This is a genomic window from Streptomyces sp. Ru71, from assembly GCF_002920535.1.
Lineage (GTDB): Bacteria > Actinomycetota > Actinomycetes > Streptomycetales > Streptomycetaceae > Streptomyces.
Window position 1 is genome coordinate 16,818 of sequence record NZ_PQSS01000010.1, and the last position, 16,535, is coordinate 33,352.

A 16,535-nucleotide genomic window follows, 5' to 3' on the forward strand; every position below is an offset into this window, starting at 1 on the left:
CTCGCCCGTCCGTACGAACCGAGTGCGCGAAACGGGAGCGCCCCAGAACCTGCGACCGGAGGAGTGCAGTGGCAGCCAACGACCGGGCAGCGGCTCCCGGAAAGTCCGGTGGGAGTGCCGGTTCCGATGGCCTGATGCGCGCCTCGCTGAGCGCCGTGGCACCCGGCACGTCCCTGCGGGACGGCCTTGAGCGGGTGCTGCGCGGCAACACGGGCGGACTGATCGTGCTCGGCTCCGACAAGACCGTCGAGGCGATGTGCACGGGCGGCTTCGTGCTGGACGTGGAGTTCACCGCCACCCGGCTGCGCGAGCTGTGCAAGCTGGACGGCGGCATCGTGCTCTCCTCGGACCTGTCGAAGATCCTCCGGGCGGGCGTGCAGTTCGTGCCCGACGCGACGATCCCGACGGAGGAGACCGGTACCCGGCACCGCACGGCGGACCGGGTCTCCAAGCAGGTCGGCTTCCCGGTCGTCTCCGTCTCCCAGTCGATGCGGCTGATCGCCCTGTACGTGGACGGGCAGCGCCGTGTCCTGGAGGACTCAGCGGCGATCCTGTCCCGCGCCAACCAGGCGCTGGCCACCCTGGAGCGCTACAAGCTGCGCCTGGACGAGGTCGCGGGCACGCTGTCGGCGCTGGAGATCGAGGACCTGGTGACGGTCCGGGACGTCTCCGCGGTGGCCCAGCGGCTGGAGATGGTGCGCCGCATCGCCACCGAAATCGCCGAATACGTGGTCGAACTGGGCACCGACGGGCGTCTGCTCGCTCTCCAGCTCGACGAGTTGATCGCCGGCGTCGAGCCCGAGCGCGAGCTGGTCGTGCGGGACTACGTCCCCGAGCCGACCGCGAAGCGTTCCCGCACGGTCGAGGAGGCGCTGGCCGAGCTGGACAAGCTCACCCACGCCGAGCTGCTGGAGCTGTCCACGGTGGCCCGCGCGCTGGGCTACACCGGCTCCCCCGAGGCCCTCGACTCCGCGGTCTCCCCGCGCGGCTTCCGGCTGCTGGCCAAGGTCCCGCGGCTGCCCGGCGCGATCATCGACCGCCTGGTGGAGCACTTCGGCGGTCTGCAGAAGCTGCTCGCCGCCAGCGTCGACGACCTCCAGACGGTCGACGGCGTCGGCGAGGCCCGCGCGCGCAGCGTCCGGGAGGGCCTGTCGCGCCTCGCGGAGTCGTCGATCCTGGAGCGGTACGTCTAGCCTGCGGCGCCAGTGCCGCCGACGTACGTGAGGGGTGCCCGGCCGAGACGGCCGCGCACCCCTCGTCGTATCACCGGACCCCGCCGCCGTATCGGCGTCAGTCCGCCGCCAGCACGAACGACGTCTGCGCCTTCTCGAACCCGGGCGCCTTCGCCTGCACCAGGTACGTGCCCGGCGCGGCCGTCCCCGCCTCGGGCGTGGCGCACTGCGGCGCGCTCTGCCTGCGGTCCCACGTCACCACGTAGGTGATGGTGCTGCCTCCGGGCACCCGGTACAGCAGACTTCCGCTGCCCTTGGGGCAGTCCGCGGACGACCACAGATCGTCGGCGCCGTCTGCCTGAGTGATCGTCACCACCGCGCTCCTGGGCCCGAGATCGACCTTGCAGTCGTGGGCGGAGGTGTTGCGCGCGACGATCTGGAACGTCGGCGTCTGCTCCGGCGTGTAGCTGTTGCGGACGCTGCGCAGCGTCAACGAGACCGTGCTGGGAGTGCAGTTGGGCAGCGGGGAGCCGGCGGGCAGCGTCGTACCCGTGCCGCTGCCGCCGCCGGCGCTGCCGTTGATGCCGTCGTCCAGCCCGCCGGCGGAGCCCGCGCCGGCACCGCCGGAACCGCTCGTGTCACCCGGGTCGGAGCCGGTGCCGGCGCCGGAACCGGAACCGCTGGAGTCCCCGCCGCTCGACTCGTCGCGTCCGCCGGGGTGTTGGCTGATCGCCGGACCGGAACCGGACGGTCCGGGAGTGATCGAGGGCGCGGGATTCTTGCCGTTGGATCCGCCGGTGTCCTTCTTGCCGCCACCGCCACCGGAGGTGACGATCAACGTGATCACGAGCGCCAACAGCGCGATCACAGACAGCAGTACGGCCCTCCGTCGCCAGTAGATGGAGGAGGGAAGCGGCCCGACCGGATTGCGCAGAGATCCCACGGCGCAAACTGTACGAGAGATCACCGCGTTCGCCTGCGTCACCCGCCGCCCGCAGCGCAACTTTTCCGGATCATCATCCCGGAGACATGCCCGGTCACCGCCGCCTTTCGCCGGGCACGCCACCCGGTGATCGCGGACGGTCACCGAACGGCGCCCGCACTCACCGTCCGTGACCGTGAGCGTCGGTGCAGCGGAACTCTGCGGCGACATCACCGGGGCCGGCGCGGCACCCCTTCGTGGGTACGGCGCGCGGCGGGAATCCGGCCCCGCCCCGGCCTCCGAAGTGACGGGTGGGACCGGGGAGTTCGCAGCTCGGGGCGCGAGGGAGGCGGTCCGCGCGGGCGGCGGGCGCAAGCGCCGCACCCCGACCCGCCCCCTGTCGGTACGCACGCGCGCGTGCCGCCGCATGGCAGGATCGGTAGCGTCATGACTGCGCCCACGAAGCTTCCGAACAGCAGCCCCGTCCCGTCGGCCGCGCCGGCCGGGGAGGAGCTGCACACCCCCGTCATCGCCTGGTTCGACGCCCACGCGCGCGACCTTCCCTGGCGGCGCCCGGAAGCGGGCGCCTGGGGCGTGATGGTCAGCGAGTTCATGCTCCAGCAGACGCCGGTCAGCCGGGTCCTGCCGGTCTACGAGCAGTGGCTGGCCCGCTGGCCGCGCCCCGCCGACCTGGCCGCGGAGGCGCCCGGCGAAGCGGTGCGCGCCTGGGGCCGGCTCGGCTACCCGCGCCGCGCGCTGCGGCTGCACGGGGCCGCGGTGGCGATAACGGAACGGCACGGCGGCGACGTACCGTCCGACCACGCCCAGTTGCTCGCGCTGCCCGGCATCGGCGAGTACACGGCGGCCGCGGTGGCCTCGTTCGCGTACGGGCAGCGGCACGCGGTGCTGGACACCAACGTGCGGCGGGTCTTCGCGCGCGCGGTGACCGGCGTGCAGTACCCGCCGAACGCCACGACGGCCGCCGAGCGGCGGCTGGCCCGCGTACTGCTGCCGGAGGACGAGCGCACCGCCGCCCGCTGGGCCGCCGCCTCGATGGAGCTGGGCGCGCTGGTGTGCACGGCGAAGAACGAGGACTGCCACCGCTGCCCGATCGCCGCACAGTGCGCGTGGCGGCTGGCGGGCAAGCCGGAGCACGACGGCCCGCCGCGGCGCGGTCAGACGTACGCGGGCACCGACCGGCAGGTGCGCGGCAAGCTGCTCGCCGTTCTGCGGGAGGCGCACGCGCCGGTGCCGCAGGCGGCGCTGGACCGGGTGTGGCACGAGCCGGTGCAGCGCGCCAGGGCGCTGGACGGCCTCGTCGCGGACGGTCTGGTGGAACCGCTGCCGGGCGGCCTGTACCGGCTGCCGCTGAGCTGAGGCACGGCCCGTGCCGGGCTGACGCACAGACACATCACGGCGTCGGTCCACGCGTTACGGTCCACCACAGACGCCAAATCGGGACATACAGCACCCAATCGACCAACCCCTCTACCCACGACCGGCTTTCGTTACACAACCGACGGACAGCCGAGCGCTGGCCGCAGGCTGCTCCGCACAACGCCGTGACAACGCCTCCGTAGCTTCTTCCTCGTGCCCGACAGGGGCACGACGGGGACAGACCACAAGCGGGACACCGGCAGCAGGCAGCCGGCACCACGGGGACTTTTCGGAGGCGGTTGATCATGGCGCAGGGCGAGGTGCTCGAATTCGAGGAGTACGTCCGCACCCGGCAGGACGCGCTGCTGCGCAGCGCCCGTCGGCTGGTGCCGGACCCGGTCGACGCCCAGGACCTCCTCCAGACCGCGCTGGCCCGCACCTACGGCCGCTGGGAGGGCATCGCGGACAAGCGGCTCGCGGACGCGTACCTGCGCCGGGTGATGATCAACACGCGCACCGAGTGGTGGCGGGCCCGCAAGCTGGAGGAGGTGCCCACCGAGCAGCTCCCGGACGCCTCCGTGGACGACTCCACCGAGCAGCACGCCGACCGCGCCCTGCTGATGGACGTCATGAAGGTGCTCGCCCCGAAGCAGCGCAGCGTGGTCGTGCTGCGACACTGGGAGCAGATGTCCACGGAGGAGACGGCCGCCGCCCTCGGCATGTCGGCCGGAACGGTCAAGAGCACGCTGCACCGGGCGCTCGCCCGGCTCCGCGAGGAGCTGGAGGCCCGCGATCTGGACGCACGCGCGCTGGAGCGTGAGGAGCGGGAGCGGTGCGCGGCCTGACGGAAGGGGAGGTCTCCCCGGCCCGGGGAAGTCTTCAGGCGGTGATCACGGCAGCGGCCGTGCTCGCCGCCCTCGCCCTTTTGGTCTCCGCCTGTGCCACCGGCGGCACCGGGACCCGTGACGAGGGTCCCGCCCACGCCGACTCGGTGGCGGGCGCGGCGGCCGCCTCGCCCTCCCCCAGCCCCGCCCCCACCCTGCAGCGGGTGGACGCGGTGCAGCTCGTCAAGGACGACCCGCTGGTCTCGAACGCGGTCAAGAAGACCCTGCAGCCGTGCGCCGGGGACGACTACCCCGTCGACGTCAGCTACGGCGATCTGACCGACGGAGCGGTCGACGACGTCGTCATCAACGTGCTCACCTGCGGGGACGCGGTGGGGGTCGGCTCGTACGTGTATCGCGCGGACGGCGACCGCTACCAGAACGTGTTCCAGTCCGAGGAGTCCCCGGTCTACGCGGAGATAGACCGCGGCGCGCTGATGGTGACCAAGCAGGTGTACGAGAATGGCGACCAGGTGTCGAACCCGTCCGGCGAGAACGTGATCACGTACATCTGGAAGGACGGCCGGTTCGTGCAGGACGACTTCCATCACACGGACTTCGGCACCACGGTGGACACCTCTCCCACCAAGGCGCCGGCACCGGCGCCGGCGGAGAACTGACACGGGAATCCACCGCGGGCGTGAACCGATCCGCCCCCTCCATCCGATGGAGAAGTGAACGCACCGCGGGCTCCACGCGTCCATGCAGAGAGCCCGACGACCGAGAAGCACCAAGGACTGAGAGCACCCGGATGGCAGACCAGACCCACGTCCTGTTCGTCGAGGACGACGACGTCATCCGCGAGGCCACCCAGCTCGCCCTGGAGCGGGACGGCTTCGTGGTCACCGCCATGCCCGACGGACTGTCGGGCCTGGAGGCGTTCCGGACGAACCGCCCCGACATCGCCCTGCTGGACGTCATGGTCCCGGGCCTGGACGGCGTCAGCCTGTGCCGGCGCATCCGCGACGAGTCCACCGTGCCGGTGATCATGCTGTCCGCGCGGGCCGACGCCATCGACGTGGTCCTGGGCCTGGAGGCGGGCGCCGACGACTACGTGACCAAGCCGTTCGACGGGGCCGTCCTGGTCGCCCGCATCCGCGCGGTGCTGCGCCGCTTCGGCCACGCGGGCGGCGACCGGCAGGCGGAGGACACGTCCTCGTCGGGCAACGGCGGCGTGCTGACCTTCGGCGACCTGGAGATCGACACCGACGGGATGGAGGTGCGCCGGGCAGGCCGGCCGGTGGCGCTGACGCCCACCGAGATGCGCCTGCTGCTGGAGTTCTCCACCGCGCCGGGCACGGTCCTGTCGCGGGACAAGCTCCTGGAGCGCGTGTGGGACTACGGCTGGGGCGGGGACACCCGGGTCGTCGACGTCCATGTGCAGCGGCTGCGCACCAAGATCGGCCAGGACCGCATCGAGACGGTCCGCGGCTTCGGCTACAAGTTGAAGGCCTGAGCGGGGCGCGGCATGCGGGGGATCGTGCGACGACTGCTTCCGGACCACCTGGAGCGCGTGGGTATCCGGACGGGGCTGAGGTGGAAGCTCAGCGCCGCCATCGCGCTGGTCGGCGCGCTGGTGGCGATCGTGCTCAGCCTGGTCGTGCACAACGCGGCGCGGGTGTCGATGCTGGACAACGCCCGCGATCTGGCGGTGGAGCGGATCAAGATCGCCCAGCGCAACTACGACCTGACCCACCGGACGAACTTCCCGGGCGTCGCGGTCAACGACCCGGCCCTGCCCGCACCGCTGCGGGAGCGGGTCCTGGCCAACCGGGTGGCGACGTACGTCTCCGACCACAGGGGCCACCCGCCGGACATCTGGGCCGCGACCCCGGCGAAGGACGGGAACGTGCTCTCGCTGCACACCCACTTCACCGACCGCTCCACGGACATCCTGCGCGATCTCGACCAGGCTCTGGTCATCGGTTCCATCGCGGTGGTCCTGGGCGGCAGCGCGCTGGGCGTGCTGATCGGCGGCCAGCTCTCGCGCCGGCTGCGCAAGGCGGCGGCAGCGGCCAACCAGGTCGCCCGCGGGGAGAGGGACGTACGGGTGCGGGACGCCATCGGCGGGATCGTGCGGGACGAGACCGACGACCTGGCCAGCGCCGTGGACGCCATGGCGGACGCGCTCCAGCAGCGACTGGAGGCCGAACGCCGGGTCACCGCCGACATCGCGCACGAGCTGCGCACCCCGGTGACGGGGCTGCTCACCGCGGCCGAACTGCTGCCGCCCGGCCGCCCGACCGAGCTGGTCCTGGACCGGGCGAAGGCGATGCGCACCCTGGTCGAGGACGTCCTGGAGGTGGCCCGCCTGGACGGTGCCTCGGAGCGGGCCGAGCTGCAGGACATCCTGCTGGGCGAGTTCGTCGCGCGCCGGGTTGCGGCCAAGAACCCGCAGATCGACGTACGGGTCGTCCATGAATCCGAGGTCACCACCGACCCGCGCCGCCTGGAACGCGTGCTGTTCAACCTTCTGGCCAACGCCGCCCGCCACGGCAAGCCGCCGGTCGAGGTCACCGTCGAGGGCCGGGTGATCCGGGTCCGCGACCACGGCCCCGGCTTCCCCGAGGACATCCTCGCCGAGGGCCCGAGCCGTTTCCGCACCGGCAGCACCGACCGCGCCGGCCACGGCCACGGCCTGGGCCTGACCATCGCCGCAGGCCAGGCCCGAGTCCTGGGCGCCCGCCTCACGTTCCGCAACATCCGCCCGGCAGGCGCCCCACCCCACATACCCGCCGAGGGCGCGGTAGCAGTCCTCTGGCTCCCAGAACACGCCCCAACAAACACAGGCAGCTACCCCCTGCTCCCACCTGGCGCGTAACCGGGGGTGGGTCACGCAACCCGGCGCGACGGGGTGCCGCAGGCATTTCAGGGGCGCGGGGAACTGCGCGGGCAACCACAACGCACCCGCAGACGAACAACCGACCCAGCGCCGCAGGCACCCGCAGACAAACGAACAGGGCGCCCCCCAAAGGGAAGGCGCCCCATCACACAGACCAACGGCCGGCAGTCCACCCACCGCTGACTACAACGCATCAACCTCCGGCCCCGGCGCCCCCGCCCCCCGCAGCGGCACTTCCTTCACGAACACCGCCGACACCAGCACGATCACCGCAACCACCGCCCCGAGCAGGAACGCCGCATGCGTACCGGAGGACACCGCGTACTGGTACGCCTCCCGCGCCTGAACCGGCAGCTTGGCCAGGCTCGCCGCATCCAGCTGCGCGGACTTCTCCGTGATCTGCGACCCCAGCGCCCCGGCCTTCTCGGACATCACATCCGCCACCCGGTGGTTGAACAGCGCACCCATGATGGCGACACCGAAGGAGGACCCGAGCGTACGGAACAGCGTGGTCGAGGAGGACGCGACACCCATGTCCTTCATCTCGACGCTGTTCTGCGCGACCAGCATGGTGATCTGCATCAGGCAGCCCATGCCGAGACCGAGCACCGCCATGTAGACCCCGGAGGTGAACCGCGAGGTCCCCGTGTCCATCAGCGACAGCAGCCACAGCCCGGCAATCATCAGCACACCGCCGACGATCGGGAAGGCCTTGTACCGCCCGCTGCTGGTGGTGACCCGTCCCGCCACCATCGAGGTGACGAGCATCGCGCCGAGCATCGGCAGGAGCAGCAGCCCGGAGTTGGTCGCGGACGCGCCCTGCACGGCCTGCTGGTACAGCGGCAGGAACAGCGTGGCGCCGAACATCGCGAAGCCGGTGATGAAGCCGATGACGGACATCAGGGTGAAGTTGCGGCTGCGGAAGATGTGCAGCGGCACGACCGGCTCGGCGGCCTTGGTCTGCCAGAACACGAACCCGACCAGGGCGACGACACCGATGCCGATGAGCTCCATGATCCGCGCCGACGTCCACGCGTACTCCGTGCCGCCCCACGTGGTGACGAGCACGATCGCGGTGATGCCGACGGTCAGCAGCGCCGCGCCCAGGTAGTCGATACGGGCCTTGGACCGCTTCTTCGGCAGGTGCAGCACCGCGCTGATCAGGCCGAGCGCGACGACGCCGAGCGGCAGGTTGATGTAGAAGGCCCAGCGCCAGCCCCAGTGGTCGGTGATGGTGCCGCCGACCAGCGGGCCGCCGATCATCGCCAGCGCCATGATGCCGGCCATCATGCCCTGGTACTTGCCACGCTCGCGCGGCGGAACCAGGTCACCGATGATCGCCATGACGCCGACCATCAGACCGCCGGCGCCGAGACCCTGCACGGCGCGGAAGCCGATCAGCTGGCCCATGTTCTGCGCCATGCCGCTGAGCGCCGAACCGATCAGGAAGAGGATGATCGACGTCATGAACGAGCCCTTGCGGCCGTACATGTCGCCGAGCTTGCCCCAGATCGGGGTGGCGGCCGCGGTGGCGAGGGTGTACGCCGTGACGACCCAGGACAGGTGCTCCAGCCCGCCGAGCTCGCCCACGATGGTCGGCATCGCGGTGCCGACGATCATGTTGTCCAGCATCGCGAGCATCATCGTGATCATGAGTGCGAGCACGACGACCCGGACACTTCTCGGCCGTTTGCCCGACTCCGTCTCCACCGCTCCTGTGGCGGCTGCTTCTGTGACGGCCATCGTCCCCACTCCCCCAGCGACTGGTACTTACTTGCCGACCGGCTAGTTGACTACACTGGGAAAGGTAGCCCCGTAACTAGCCGGTCGTCAAGTAAGTTTTACCAGCCGGGCGGCAGGTAAGTTTCCGGGGAAGCGCTAGGAGGACGAGGATGGACGTCACCATGGAAGGCACCAAGCAGCAGCGCCGGGGGAACACCCGCCAGCGCATCCAGGACGTCGCGCTCGAACTCTTCGCCGAGCAGGGCTACGAGAAGACCTCCCTGCGGGAGATCGCCGAGCGCCTGGAGGTCACCAAGGCGGCGCTGTACTACCACTTCAAGACCAAGGAAGAGATCCTCGTCAGCATCTTCGAGGATCTCTCACGGCCGATCGAGGCCCTGATCGAGTGGGGCCGGCAGCAGCCGCACACCCTCCAGACCAAGCAGGAGATCGTCCGCCGCTACAGCGAGGCCCTCGCCGGTGCCGCTCCGCTCTTCCGCTTCATGCAGGAGAACCAGGCCACGGTGCGTGAGCTGCGCATCGGCGAGACCTTCAAGGAGCGCACGCTCAGCCTGCGGGACATCCTCGTCGATCCGGACGCCGACCTGGTGGACAAGGTGCGCTGCGTCAGCGCGCTGTTCACGCTGCACGCGGGGATGTTCGTCCTGCAGGACGTCGAAGGCGACCCCGAGGAGAAGCGCAAGGCCACCCTGGAGGTCGCGTTCGATCTGGTGGCTCAGGCGCACAAGGGCGCCTGAGCGTCCGCCCCGGGGGCGGAGACGGGTCAGACGGACAGACCCTTGGCCTTCAGGAAGGCGACCGGGTCGATGGCCGAGCCGTAGTTCGGGGTCTTGCGGATCTCGAAGTGCAGGTGCGGGCCGCTGGAGTTACCGGTGTTGCCGGACTTGGCGATGTGCTGACCGGTGGCGACGACCTGGCCGACCTTCACGTCGATGCGGGACAGGTGGGCGTACTGGGAGTACGTGCCGTTGCCGTGCCGGATGACGATGGCGTTGCCGTAGGCGGGGCCGTCACCGGCGCCGTTCGGGCCGGCCTTGACGACGGTGCCACCGTGGGCGGCGACGACGTTGGTGCCGCTCGGCACGGCGAAGTCCTGGCCGGAGTGGCGGTGCGACCACATGCCGCCGGCCTGGTTGAAGCTGGCGGAGAGGGAGTAGTGGGCCACCGGGTGGACCCAGGACGTGGCCTTCTTCTTCGCGGCGGCCTTCTGGGCCGCGGCCTTCTTCGCGGCGGCCTGCGCGGCGGCGGCCTTCTGGGCGGCGGCGGCCTTGGCCTTGGCGGCCGCGGCGACCTCGGCGGCCTTCGCGGCCTTGGCCTGAGCGGCGGCCTGCGCCTCGACCGCGCTCGCGGTGACGGAGGTGGAGGCGGACGTGGCGTCGGCGGCGGCCGCGACCCCGGCTCCCAGTGCGACCGAGACCCCCAGACCGGCGGCCAGCACGGCGGCACGGGTGCGGAGGGTGGACGTACGGGACGAACGGGACGTGACGCGCTGGGACATGTGAACCTCGTGGATCCGGGGACAGAGAAAGGCCACCCGACGCACAGGCATCCGCCGGATGGGCTCATCCTTGGTAACCCCCCGGCGCACATCAGCTCAAATGTGTGATCTACGACGACCTCTAGTAGTCCAACGCAAAACCTTCGACTTCCGGCAGAACTCCGATTTCGGGCAAAACACCCGCCACCCGGGTCCGAACAGGGCGAATTCCGTACCGAAAGTCCGATTCTGGATCTCGCGGGGCCACTATTCCGGCTCGTACGTGACGCAGGTCGCGTGCGGCACGTCACCGGAGCGGCCCGTCGGCACCCCTCGAAATGTGGCGCAGACCTCTAGTCACTTACCCGCCGGTAACCCTACGGTTCCTCCCGCGCCACCCTCACCAAAGAGCATGCACACGACACCCTCGTGCGCACGGACGGGAGAGGAACCCCCACATGACGATCAGACGCGCCTGGCTGCGCGGAGCCTCCACAGCCGCTGTCTCGGCGGCCGCGCTGACGGCCCTGGCCGCTCCCGCGGACGCCACCGAATCCGCGCCCCAGGCGACGCCGGCCACCGCCGCGGCGGCCGGACCCGTCGACTACGCCACCTGGCAGCGCGACTGCCAGGCCGTGATGGACCAGGCGCTGCCCCATCTCCGGCAGCGGATCGCCGACGCCCGGCCGGGCGAGCGGCAGGCGATCGTCTTCGACATCGACAACACGACGCTGGAGACCGACTTCGGCTTCCACTACCCGCAGCCCGCCAACAGGCCGGTCCTCGATGTCGCCCGGTACGCCCAGGAGCACGGCGTGGCGCTGTTCTTCGTCACCGCCCGCCCCGGCATCCTCTACGCGCCCACCGAGTTCAACCTGGAGTACGACGGCTACGAGGTCTCCGGACTGCGCGTCCGAGGCCTGTTCGACCTCTTCAAGGACGTCGCCGCCTACAAGACCGCCGAGCGCGCCCAGATCGAGAGCCAGGGCTACTCGATCATCGCCAACATCGGCAACAGCGCCACCGACCTCTCCGGCGGCCACGCCGAGAAGACGTTCAAGCTCCCGGACTACGACGGACAGCTGTCCTGAGACCAGCGCGGCGGCCGGAGCCGTACGGACATGCCGAAGGGGGCCGGTGCTCGAAAGCACCGGCCCCCTTCAGTGGCCCCTGACGCTTACGCGTCCTTGCTCAGGTTCGGTCCGGCGCCGCCGGCCGCCTGCTCGATCGGCGGGACGTCGGGCAGCGCCGACTTGTCCTCGCCGCGGAAGGTGAAGGTCTTCTCCTCACCCTCGCCCTCGGTGTCCACGACCACGATCTGACCGGGGCGCACCTCGCCGAAGAGGATCTTCTCCGACAGGGTGTCCTCGATCTCGCGCTGGATCGTGCGGCGCAGCGGCCGCGCGCCCATCACCGGGTCGTAGCCCTTCTTGGACAGCAGCTCCTTGGCGGACTGGGAGAGCTCGATGCCCATGTCCCGGTCCTTCAGGCGCTCGTCCACCTTGCCGATCATCAGGTCGACGATCCGCAGGATGTCGTCCTGGGTCAGCTGCGGGAAGACCACCACGTCGTCGACGCGGTTGAGGAACTCGGGGCGGAAGTGCTGCTTGAGCTCGTCCGACACCTTGTTCTTCATGCGCTCGTAGTTGGTCTTCGTGTCACCCGCGGCGGCGAAGCCGAGGTTGAAGCCCTTGGAGATGTCCCGGGTGCCGAGGTTGGTCGTCATGATGATGACCGTGTTCTTGAAGTCCACGACCCGGCCCTGGGAGTCGGTCAGGCGACCGTCCTCCAGGATCTGCAGCAGCGAGTTGAAGATGTCCGGGTGGGCCTTCTCGACCTCGTCGAAGAGGACGACCGAGAACGGCTTGCGGCGCACCTTCTCCGTCAGCTGGCCGCCCTCCTCGTAGCCCACGTAGCCGGGGGGCGAACCGAAGAGACGCGACACCGTGTGCTTCTCGCTGAACTCCGACATGTCGAGGGAGATCAGCGCGTCCTCGTCACCGAAGAGGAACTCGGCGAGGGCCTTGGACAGCTCGGTCTTACCGACACCGGACGGGCCGGCGAAGATGAACGAGCCACCCGGGCGCTTCGGGTCCTTCAGACCGGCACGGGTACGGCGGATCGCCTTCGACAGCGCCTTGACGGCGTCGTCCTGGCCGATGACCCGCTTGTGCAGCTCCTCCTCCATGCGGAGCAGGCGGCTGGACTCCTCCTCGGTCAGCTTGAAGACCGGGATGCCGGTGGCCGTGGCGAGGACCTCGGCGATCAGCTCGCCGTCGACCTCGGCGACGACGTCCATGTCGCCGGCCTTCCACTCCTTCTCCCGCTTGGCCTTCGCCGCCAGCAGCTGCTTCTCCTTGTCGCGGAGAGAGGCCGCCTTCTCGAAGTCCTGGGAGTCGATCGCGGACTCCTTGTCGCGGCGCACGCCGGCGATCTTCTCGTCGAACTCGCGCAGGTCCGGCGGAGCGGTCATCCGGCGGATGCGCATCCGCGAGCCGGCCTCGTCGATCAGGTCGATCGCCTTGTCCGGCAGGAAGCGGTCGGAGATGTACCGGTCGGCCAGGGTGGCGGCCTGGACCAGTGCCTCGTCCGTGATGGAGACGCGGTGGTGCGCCTCGTACCGGTCGCGCAGGCCCTTGAGGATCTCGATCGTGTGCGGCAGGGACGGCTCGGCGACCTGGATGGGCTGGAAGCGGCGCTCCAGGGCCGCGTCCTTCTCCAGGTGCTTGCGGTACTCGTCCAGCGTCGTCGCACCGATGGTCTGCAGCTCACCGCGGGCCAGCATCGGCTTCAGGATGGAAGCCGCGTCGATGGCGCCCTCGGCGGCACCCGCACCGACCAGCGTGTGCAGCTCGTCGATGAACAGGATGATGTCGCCGCGGGTGCGGATCTCCTTGAGCACCTTCTTCAGGCGCTCCTCGAAGTCACCGCGGTAGCGGGAGCCGGCGACCAGCGCGCCGAGGTCCAGGGTGTAGAGGTGCTTGTCCTTGAGGGTCTCGGGCACCTCGCCCTTGACGATGGCCTGGGCGAGGCCCTCGACGACGGCGGTCTTGCCGACGCCGGGCTCACCGATCAGGACCGGGTTGTTCTTGGTACGGCGGGACAGCACCTGCATGACCCGCTCGATCTCCTTCTCGCGCCCGATGACCGGGTCGAGCTTGGACTCACGAGCGGCCTGGGTGAGGTTCCGGCCGAACTGGTCGAGGACCAGGGACGTCGAGGGGGTGCCCTCGGCAGGGCCACCGGCGGCGGCGGTCTCCTTGCCCTGGTAGCCGGAGAGCAGCTGGATCACCTGCTGCCGCACCCGGTTCAGATCTGCGCCCAGCTTGACCAGGACCTGGGCGGCGACGCCCTCGCCCTCACGGATCAGGCCGAGCAGGATGTGCTCCGTGCCGATGTAGTTGTGGCCCAGCTGAAGCGCCTCGCGCAGGGAGAGCTCCAGCACCTTCTTGGCACGGGGGGTGAAGGGGATGTGGCCGGACGGCGCCTGCTGGCCCTGGCCGATGATCTCCTCCACCTGCTGGCGGACCGCCTCGAGCGAAATCCCGAGGCTCTCAAGGGCCTTGGCGGCGACACCCTCACCCTCGTGGATCAGGCCCAGGAGGATGTGCTCGGTGCCGATGTAGTTGTGGTTGAGCATCCGGGCTTCTTCCTGAGCCAGGACGACAACCCGCCGCGCGCGGTCGGTGAACCTCTCGAACATCGTTAATCGCTCCTCAGAGCGGTCAGGCAGTGGGGGGAACTTCCCCTCCCTGTCCTTCCGCAGCTTAGTCCCGCAAGCGGGGACCGCTCATTCCAACTGCCGACACCGTCGATGGCCTCCTGACCCCGAACGCCGACATCTGCTCCAACCCGATGGTGCGAGACGATGTTCCCGCAGGCCAGGCAGTTACCCCAGTCGCCAGTACGCCGATGGCGAACGGGGAACGTCCCGACCTGCGTGTCGCCCCCTCCCACTAGGGATGTCTTACCCGCTGCGACGGACAGGTCATGCCGCGCGCACCGCTTCCCTCCGCTACGGGCGAACAACCTTGCGCCTCCACGTACCCCCGCACGCCCCCACGGCCGGCACTGTGAGCACATGTCGGAACACCCAGCGTAACCCTCGGGTGTCTTCGCCGGTTTGGCTTGGCATGGCTGGCTCAGTCCCCCCATGGCACTCGGTCCCCCTTCCCCGCCGGTCGCCCGAGACGGGCGGTCCCGTCCGGCGTTGGTACGAGAACGAACTGGGCTGGCCGGTGGTGCCCGGGGAACCGGTACGACTTTCCGTGGGCCCGCGCTTCGACGTCCTGGACGTCCCCGTCGAGGCGGGGCTGGCCGCACTGCGGCATCTGAGCCCCGGCTCGCCGGTGGCCGTCCGCGGCGGGCGCATGTGGCTCCTGCTGGCCCCCGGCAGCGCGGACGAACTGCCCGGCCTGCTGGAGTGGCTGGAGTGGGCCCCGCTCTCGCCCTTCCTGGACCTGACGGCCCTGGGCCCGGGCAGCACGCTGGAGGCCCCGCTGCCGCCGGCACGGTTCCTGGCTGGACCGACCGGCTCATCCGGGAATGGCCCCGCAGGGCCGTCCTCGGACGGCCTGAGAGGCCCGCGCGGAGGCTGCTGGGGTGAATCGCCCGGCGAGGCCCCGGCAGGGCCGTACACAGACCACCGGGGGCAGTCCGCCGGGGTTGGGGCAGCAGATGCGGTCAGGGGCCGCCCGGAGGCGTCCGCCGTGACAAGGCCGGCCACAACCAGGTCCGCCGATCCGGGGGCGGGCGACGTCCGGCCGACCGGGGCCGGGCCCGGCGGGACATGGGCGGCCGGGGCTGGCCGCTCCGCTTCCCAGGGGGCCGCCGTATGGCTGCGGCCCCCGGTGCCGGGGTGCGAGGTCGAGGCCTCGCTGCCGACGATGTCGGCGCTGGGGGGCGATGCGGGCACCCCCGATCTCGTACGGGTGGTGGAAACGGTGGCCACGCAGTGCCACCGCATCCGCCTGCGGCGCGCGTGCGCTCAGCCGTTGGCCTTCTCGTAGGCCTCGCGAATGGACGCGGGAACCCGGCCGCGGTCATTGACCTCGTAACCGTTCTCCTTGGCCCAGGCGCGGATCGCGGCGGTGTCCTGGGTACCGCCGCCGGAAGCGGCACGCGCCTTTCCGCGTCCGCCCGACGCACGGCCACCGGTGCGACGACCATTCTTCACGTACGGCTCAAGAAGGCCGCGCAGCTTGTCGGCATTGGCGGTGGTGAGATCGATCTCGTACGTCTTCCCGTCCAGCGCGAACGTCACGGTCTCGTCTGCCTCGCCGCCGTCGAGGTCGTCGACAAGAAGGACCTGAACCTTCTGTGCCACCGGATTTCCTTTCATCGATAACGTGAGGACCCAGGGTGCGCGGCGTCCGCCCGTTTCACCGCCGCCCCTGTTATATGCAGTACTGCAGTACGTCGGAAAGCAAACCGCTTTTGCCGGAAAAACACAAACCCCTGGCAGAGGCCGACCCACGGCCCCAGGGCCGGAAACATGCGCGTTTCGGACATAGGGAACCTGGGCAACGGCCGGCGGTGCGGAATATGCCGTGACAGCGTTGCCGTTGCCCGGCGATCACAGATGCAGAAGCATGCGGCTGTTGCCGAGGGTGTTCGGTTTCACTCGTTCGAGACCGAGGAACTCCGCGACGCCCTCGTCATAGGAACGCAGGAGCTCCGCGTACACATCGCGGTCCACCGGGGTCTCACCGATCTCCACGAAGCCGTGCTTGCCGAAGAACTCGACTTCGAAGGTCAGGCAGAATACGCGGCGAACACCCAGCCAGCGGGCGGTCTGCAGCAACTTCTCCAGCACCTGGTGACCGACGCCCGCGCCCTTCAGGCCGGGCTTCACGGCGAGTGTGCGGACTTCCGCGAGGTCTTCCCACATCACGTGCAGTGCGCCGCAGCCGACCACCTCGGCGTTGTCGTCGCGTTCCGCGACCCAGAACTCCTGGATGTCCTCGTAAAGCGTCACCGTCGCTTTGTCGAGCAGGATGCCGCCGCGGACGTAGGCATCGAGGAGTCGGCGCACTGCGGGGACATCGCTGGTGCGGGCCCGCCGGACCGTGATGGCTTTAGCGGTGGGTTCGGGGCTCTGTGCGGACATGGCGGGACG

Annotated in this window: 15 protein-coding genes; 9 read left to right on the forward strand and 6 right to left on the reverse strand. The window is 70.2% G+C overall.

Going from position 1 to position 16,535, the window contains the following annotated elements; all coding sequences use genetic code 11:
- Nucleotides 1-68 precede the first annotated feature (68 nt).
- Nucleotides 69-1,193 carry a DNA integrity scanning diadenylate cyclase DisA gene (gene disA, locus C3489_RS08700; RefSeq protein WP_103781173.1) on the forward strand — a complete coding sequence of 375 codons (1,125 nt, stop codon included), beginning with the start codon at nt 69-71 and terminating at the stop codon, nt 1,191-1,193.
- Between the two features lie 97 nt (nt 1,194-1,290).
- Here the strand turns inward: disA and C3489_RS08705 are convergent, their stop codons facing one another.
- Nucleotides 1,291-2,115, reverse strand: a complete 825-nt coding sequence (locus C3489_RS08705; RefSeq protein ID WP_181139582.1) for a hypothetical protein — start codon at nt 2,113-2,115, stop codon at nt 1,291-1,293.
- A gap of 426 nt (nt 2,116-2,541) precedes the next feature.
- On the opposite strand from C3489_RS08705, the gene C3489_RS08710 reads away from it, so the two are divergent.
- The 5 genes from C3489_RS08710 to cseC all read left to right on the forward strand — a co-directional run bounded on the left by C3489_RS08710 (nt 2,542) and on the right by cseC (nt 7,176).
- Nucleotides 2,542-3,471, forward strand: a complete 930-nt coding sequence (locus C3489_RS08710) for an A/G-specific adenine glycosylase (protein WP_103781175.1) — start codon at nt 2,542-2,544, stop codon at nt 3,469-3,471.
- Between the two features lie 305 nt (nt 3,472-3,776).
- A complete protein-coding gene (locus C3489_RS08715) occupies nt 3,777-4,316 on the forward strand; it encodes a SigE family RNA polymerase sigma factor (RefSeq protein ID WP_103781176.1) in 540 nt (179 codons plus the stop codon).
- Complete coding sequence (locus tag C3489_RS08720; protein WP_103781177.1) at nt 4,304-4,975, forward strand: hypothetical protein; 672 nt, start codon at nt 4,304-4,306, stop codon at nt 4,973-4,975. Before C3489_RS08715 ends, C3489_RS08720 begins: the two co-directional genes overlap by 13 nt.
- 131 nt (nt 4,976-5,106) lie before the next feature.
- Nucleotides 5,107-5,811, forward strand: coding sequence for a two-component system response regulator CseB (cseB, locus tag C3489_RS08725; protein ID WP_103781178.1), 705 nt, complete (start codon nt 5,107-5,109; stop codon nt 5,809-5,811).
- Between the two features lie 12 nt (nt 5,812-5,823).
- The gene (gene cseC / locus C3489_RS08730; protein ID WP_103781179.1) at nt 5,824-7,176 is read left to right on the forward strand and encodes a two-component system sensor histidine kinase CseC; all 1,353 of its coding nucleotides are present in this window, start codon (nt 5,824-5,826) and stop codon (nt 7,174-7,176) included.
- A gap of 204 nt (nt 7,177-7,380) precedes the next feature.
- Here cseC and C3489_RS08735 read toward each other — a convergent pair whose 3' ends face one another.
- A complete protein-coding gene (locus tag C3489_RS08735; RefSeq protein ID WP_103781180.1) occupies nt 7,381-8,940 on the reverse strand; it encodes an MDR family MFS transporter in 1,560 nt (519 codons plus the stop codon).
- Between the two features lie 149 nt (nt 8,941-9,089).
- Here C3489_RS08735 and C3489_RS08740 point away from each other — a divergent pair, with 149 nt between their 5' ends.
- Complete coding sequence (locus C3489_RS08740; protein ID WP_103781181.1) at nt 9,090-9,677, forward strand: TetR/AcrR family transcriptional regulator; 588 nt, start codon at nt 9,090-9,092, stop codon at nt 9,675-9,677.
- Nucleotides 9,678-9,703: 26 nt separating this feature from the next.
- On the opposite strand, the gene C3489_RS08745 is transcribed toward C3489_RS08740, so the two are convergent.
- Nucleotides 9,704-10,438 (reverse strand): M23 family metallopeptidase, encoded by a 735-nt coding sequence (locus C3489_RS08745; protein ID WP_103781182.1) that lies wholly within the window; start codon nt 10,436-10,438, stop codon nt 9,704-9,706.
- A 437-nt stretch (nt 10,439-10,875) separates the two neighbouring features.
- Between C3489_RS08745 and C3489_RS08750 the strand changes: the two genes are divergently transcribed.
- Nucleotides 10,876-11,508, forward strand: coding sequence for an HAD family acid phosphatase (locus C3489_RS08750; RefSeq protein ID WP_103781183.1), 633 nt, complete (start codon nt 10,876-10,878; stop codon nt 11,506-11,508).
- An 86-nt stretch (nt 11,509-11,594) separates the two neighbouring features.
- Here C3489_RS08750 and C3489_RS08755 read toward each other — a convergent pair whose 3' ends face one another.
- A complete protein-coding gene (locus C3489_RS08755) occupies nt 11,595-14,120 on the reverse strand; it encodes an ATP-dependent Clp protease ATP-binding subunit (protein ID WP_103781184.1) in 2,526 nt (841 codons plus the stop codon).
- A 430-nt stretch (nt 14,121-14,550) separates the two neighbouring features.
- Here C3489_RS08755 and C3489_RS39035 point away from each other — a divergent pair, with 430 nt between their 5' ends.
- Nucleotides 14,551-15,426, forward strand: a complete 876-nt coding sequence (locus C3489_RS39035; protein ID WP_103781186.1) for an SCO3374 family protein — start codon at nt 14,551-14,553, stop codon at nt 15,424-15,426.
- On the opposite strand, the gene C3489_RS08770 is transcribed toward C3489_RS39035, so the two are convergent.
- Together C3489_RS08770 and C3489_RS08775 are read right to left on the reverse strand one after the other, a co-directional pair.
- Nucleotides 15,405-15,743, reverse strand: coding sequence for an Lsr2 family protein (locus tag C3489_RS08770; RefSeq protein WP_103781187.1), 339 nt, complete (start codon nt 15,741-15,743; stop codon nt 15,405-15,407). The two genes, C3489_RS39035 and C3489_RS08770, sit on opposite strands and share 22 nt — an antisense overlap.
- Nucleotides 15,744-15,992: 249 nt before the next feature.
- Nucleotides 15,993-16,526 carry an amino-acid N-acetyltransferase gene (locus tag C3489_RS08775; protein ID WP_103781188.1) on the reverse strand — a complete coding sequence of 178 codons (534 nt, stop codon included), beginning with the start codon at nt 16,524-16,526 and terminating at the stop codon, nt 15,993-15,995.
- Between the last annotated feature and the right edge of the window lie 9 nt (nt 16,527-16,535).

What these genes read in the sequence shown, in the direction of transcription:
- cseB (WP_103781178.1), top strand. Translation starts at nt 5,107, where the DNA reads ATGGCAGACCAGACCCACGTCCTGTTCGTCGAGGACGACGACGTCATC.
- C3489_RS08745 (WP_103781182.1), bottom strand. Translation starts at nt 10,438, where the DNA reads ATGTCCCAGCGCGTCACGTCCCGTTCGTCCCGTACGTCCACCCTCCGC.
- C3489_RS39035 (WP_103781186.1), top strand. Translation starts at nt 14,551, where the DNA reads ATGGCTGGCTCAGTCCCCCCATGGCACTCGGTCCCCCTTCCCCGCCGG.
- C3489_RS08710 (WP_103781175.1), top strand. Translation starts at nt 2,542, where the DNA reads ATGACTGCGCCCACGAAGCTTCCGAACAGCAGCCCCGTCCCGTCGGCC.
- C3489_RS08715 (WP_103781176.1), top strand. Translation starts at nt 3,777, where the DNA reads ATGGCGCAGGGCGAGGTGCTCGAATTCGAGGAGTACGTCCGCACCCGG.
- C3489_RS08735 (WP_103781180.1), bottom strand. Translation starts at nt 8,940, where the DNA reads ATGGCCGTCACAGAAGCAGCCGCCACAGGAGCGGTGGAGACGGAGTCG.
- C3489_RS08740 (WP_103781181.1), top strand. Translation starts at nt 9,090, where the DNA reads ATGGACGTCACCATGGAAGGCACCAAGCAGCAGCGCCGGGGGAACACC.
- C3489_RS08755 (WP_103781184.1), bottom strand. Translation starts at nt 14,120, where the DNA reads ATGTTCGAGAGGTTCACCGACCGCGCGCGGCGGGTTGTCGTCCTGGCT.
- cseC (WP_103781179.1), top strand. Translation starts at nt 5,824, where the DNA reads ATGCGGGGGATCGTGCGACGACTGCTTCCGGACCACCTGGAGCGCGTG.
- C3489_RS08750 (WP_103781183.1), top strand. Translation starts at nt 10,876, where the DNA reads ATGACGATCAGACGCGCCTGGCTGCGCGGAGCCTCCACAGCCGCTGTC.
- C3489_RS08775 (WP_103781188.1), bottom strand. Translation starts at nt 16,526, where the DNA reads ATGTCCGCACAGAGCCCCGAACCCACCGCTAAAGCCATCACGGTCCGG.